Origin of the sequence: uncultured Wocania sp., assembly GCF_964021735.1 — a bacterium.
Taxonomy (GTDB): domain Bacteria; phylum Bacteroidota; class Bacteroidia; order Flavobacteriales; family Flavobacteriaceae; genus Wocania_A.
In genome coordinates this window covers 1-4,091 of the sequence record NZ_CAXIBN010000229.1, presented here as the reverse complement: position 1 = coordinate 4,091, position 4,091 = coordinate 1, and the positions used below count along the sequence as shown (strand labels likewise).

At 33.4% G+C, this 4,091-nt stretch carries 3 protein-coding genes; all 3 read left to right on the top strand.

Annotated features, from left to right (window positions below; genetic code table 11):
- The coding region (locus tag AADI82_RS14095) for a vitamin B12 dependent-methionine synthase activation domain-containing protein (RefSeq protein WP_341217062.1) at positions 1-1,823 on the top strand (1,823 nt) is incomplete at its 5' end.
- Positions 1,824-1,929: 106 nt separating this feature from the next.
- Positions 1,930-2,883, top strand: coding sequence for a methylenetetrahydrofolate reductase [NAD(P)H] (metF, locus tag AADI82_RS14090; RefSeq protein ID WP_341217061.1), 954 nt, complete (start codon positions 1,930-1,932; stop codon positions 2,881-2,883).
- A gap of 37 nt (positions 2,884-2,920) precedes the next feature.
- Positions 2,921-4,024, top strand: a complete 1,104-nt coding sequence (locus AADI82_RS14085) for an acyloxyacyl hydrolase (RefSeq protein ID WP_341217060.1) — start codon at positions 2,921-2,923, stop codon at positions 4,022-4,024.
- Positions 4,025-4,091: the final 67 nt, after the last annotated feature.

The following is a 4,091-nucleotide window of genomic DNA, read 5'->3' as shown; positions in this document are numbered from 1 at the left end:
ATGTTGAAGATGTTATTTTAGACCGAAGAGATGATGCTACCGAACGATTATTAGATTTTGCAGAAACTGTAAAAGGCTCAAAAAAAGAAGCAGGAGCAGATTTAACTTGGAGGGGAAATCCATTACAAGATAGAATTACACATGCTTTAGTAAAAGGTATCGATGCTTTTATTATTGAAGATATAGAGCAAGCAAGACAGGAGGCCGAAAAACCGATTGAAGTCATTGAAGGGCATCTAATGATTGGAATGAATGTAGTAGGCGATTTATTTGGAGCAGGAAAAATGTTCTTGCCACAGGTGGTAAAATCGGCTCGGGTAATGAAAAAGGCAGTGGCCTATCTAAATCCATTTATTGAAGCAACTAAAACAGATAAGCAAGAACCCGTTGGTAAAATATTAATGGCAACTGTAAAAGGTGACGTACACGATATTGGTAAAAATATTGTGAGCGTGGTATTGGCTTGTAATAACTACGAAATAGTGGATTTAGGTGTTATGGTACCGCCCGAAAAAATTATTGAAACGGCTATAAAAGAACGTGTTGATGCTATTGGGTTATCTGGATTAATTACACCATCACTTGATGAAATGGTTTATTTAGCAAAAGAAATGCAACGTCAGAATTTTGAATTGCCATTATTAATTGGAGGTGCTACAACATCAAAAGCGCATACAGCGGTTAAGATTGATACGCAGTATAAAAATGCTGTGGTTCATGTAAATGATGCCTCAAGAGCGGTAACCGTTGTTGGTGATTTATTGAATAAGAAATCATCGCATGAGTATGTCGCTAAAATGAAAGCTGATTATGATGAATTTCGAACTAAATTTCTAAAACGAGGGAAAGAGAAATCATATATTTCAATTGAAGAGGCTAGAAATAGAAAATATAAAATTGATTGGGAAACTTCTGAAATTGTAAAACCTAAGGAATTAGGTGTTCAGATTTTAAAACAACTAAGTTTAAAAGAATTGGTGCCGTTTATAGATTGGAGCCCGTTTTTTAGAAGTTGGGATTTGCATGGTAAATTCCCCGATATTTTAACTGATAAAGTTGTTGGTGAGCAAGCTACAATCATGTATGAAGAAGCGCAACTAATGATAAAAGAAATTGTTGCAAAACAACTTTTAAAACCTAAAGCGGTTTTTGGATTGTTTGAAGCAAACACAATACATGATGATGATATTTCTGTTCAGAAAAAAGGAGAGGAAGTAGCTGTTTTTAGAACGCTGCGTCAACAATTAAAAAAGCGCGAAGGGATTCCTAATCATGCATTAGCAGATTTTATTGCACCAAAAGAAACTGGTAAAACGGATTATATGGGAGCATTTTGCGTTGGTATTTTTGGTGCGCAAGAATTAGCCGATAGTTACAGAAAAAAGGAGGATGATTATAATGCAATTATGGCACAAGCCATTGCTGATCGATTTGCAGAAGCTTTCGCAGAATATTTACATAAACAGATTAGAACCAAACATTGGGGATATGCTGTGGACGAAGATTTAACTAACAACGATTTAATAAAAGAAAATTACAAAGGCATTCGTCCAGCACCAGGTTATCCCGCATGTCCAGATCATTTAGAAAAAGAAACTATTTGGGAATTGTTAGATGTAGAAAAGCTAATTGGTGTAAAGCTAACCGAAAGTTTAGCAATGTGGCCAGCTGCAGCAGTATCGGGTTATTATTTTGCCAACCCAGAAGCAAAATATTTTGGTTTAGGAAAAATTACAGACGACCAAGTAACTGACTATGCAGCAAGAAAAGGAATAACCAAAGAAAAGGCTAGAAAGTGGTTGCATCCAAATTTGTCGGAGTAGATAGCCCCACCTAACCTCCCCAAAGGGGAGGAATACAAATGAAAATAAAGAATATTAAAATATAAAACTAATTTAAACCCCTCTTTTGGAGGGGTTGGGGAGGCTTATGAAAGTAACAGAACACATAAAAAAAGCAAACGGAAAAACATTGTTTTCGTTCGAAATTATTCCACCAAAAAAGGGAAATAATATTCAAGAGTTGTATAATAACATTGACCCTTTAATGGAGTTTAATCCGCCGTTTATTGATGTAACAACTTCTAGAGAAGAGTTTATTTATATTGAAAAAGAAGGTTTGTTCGATAGAAAGATTACAAGGATGCGTCCTGGTACTTTAGGTATTTGTGCAGCTATTAAACATAAATATAATGTAGATACGGTACCGCATGTGTTGTGTGGTGGTTTTACAAAAGAAGAAACGGAGTATTTATTGGTTGATTGTCATTATTTAGGGATTAATAATGTGATGGCTTTACGTGGTGATGCCATGAAAGGTGAGCAATATTTTAAAGCAACAAAAGGCGGTCATTCCTATGCAACGCAATTGGTACATCAAATACAGAATTTAAATTCTGGTAAGTATTTACATGGTACTTTACATGTTGATGATAAAGCCGATTTTTGTATTGGTGTTGCAGGTTATCCCGAAAAACATTTAGAAGCTCCATCAATGAAAAGCGATTTAAAACGCTTAAAAGAAAAGGTTGATGCTGGGGCAGATTATGTGGTCACACAAATGTTTTTTGATAATAAAAAATATTTTGAGTTTGTTGATGCAGCAAAAAAAGAAGGTATTAATGTGCCTATTATTCCTGGAATAAAACCTTTGGCAGTAAAACGTCATTTACAATTATTACCTCAGGTTTTTAAAATTGACTTACCAGAAACTTTAATTGCTGAGGTTGATAAATGTGCAGACAACAAACAAGTACGTCAAGTGGGTGTAGAATGGTGTATACAACAATCTAAAGAGTTATTAAATGCTGGTGTTCCTGTGCTACATTATTACTCTATGGGAAAAAGTGATAATATAAAAGCGATTGCGTCTGCATTGTTTTAATTATTCTGTTACTTTTGCTTTATAAGCAAAACTGTTAATGAGATTATTTTTTACTTGTATATGTTGTGCAGTAAGTTGTATGTTGTTTTCTCAAGACAGAAAGTATACATTGTCGTATTTAGATATTAATTACTTTAACGGAAATATTGCGTTACATAATAACGATATTCTTCACTTAATTAAAGGACATCCCGAGGGTTATATTTTAAGTTGGAACAAAAAAACGTACGGTTTTAATGATTGGGAACAGCGTTATAATTATCCAGATTATGGGGTGTCGTTTGCCTACCAAAATTTAAAAAATGATGTTTTAGGAGATGTCTCGTCGTTGTATGCGCATTATAATTTTTATTTTTTAAAGCGGAATATTATGTTACGTATTGGTCAAGGTCTAGCTTTTACCACTAACCCATATCATAAAGAAGATAATTTTAGGAACATTGCTTTTGGCTCTAAACTAATGAGTAGTACGTATGTGATGCTCAATTATAAAAAAGAACGTATTATTGATAGGTTTGGGTTACAAGCTGGTTTTTCTTTAATTCATTATTCTAATGCGAATGTAAAAGCACCAAATACTAGTATTAACTCGGTTACTTTTAATCTAGGGGTAACTTATAATTTAGATGATGAAGAACCCGAGTTTGTTATTGTATTGTCTAATACTAATAAAGAAAAATTTACGCAGCCCGTAAAATATAATATAGCGTTTAGAAGTGGTATTAATGAAAGTGATATTGTTGGCAGTGGTCAATTTCCATTTTATATTGTATCTGCTTATGCAGATAAAAGAATTAGCCAAAAAAATGCCTTACAGTTTGGAGCAGATGTGTTCTTTTCTAAATTCTTAAAGGAACTTATATATTATAAAAGTGTTGCATTTCCAGAAGAGCAAATTGCTGGAGACGAAGATTATAAACGTATTGGTGTTTTTGTAGGGCATGAGTTATTTATTAACAAAACCTCTTTAATATCTCAATTAGGATATTATGTATATTATCCATTTGATTTTGAAGGTAGAACGTATTTTAGGGTTGGTTTAAAACGCTATTTTAATGATAAATGGTTTGGAGCTTTAACCTTAAAATCACACGGCGCAAAAGCGGAAGCTGTAGAATTTGGAATTGGAATAAGGTTATAGAATTTGATTAAAAATTTAGTTGAACCTAATTTTCTTGAGTTGATCTAAATATGGTGGTTTAAATTGT

Coding starts and splice junctions, on each gene's coding strand:
- AADI82_RS14085 (WP_341217060.1), top strand. CDS start 2,921: ATGAGATTATTTTTTACTTGTATATGTTGTGCAGTAAGTTGTATGTTG.
- metF (WP_341217061.1), top strand. CDS start 1,930: ATGAAAGTAACAGAACACATAAAAAAAGCAAACGGAAAAACATTGTTT.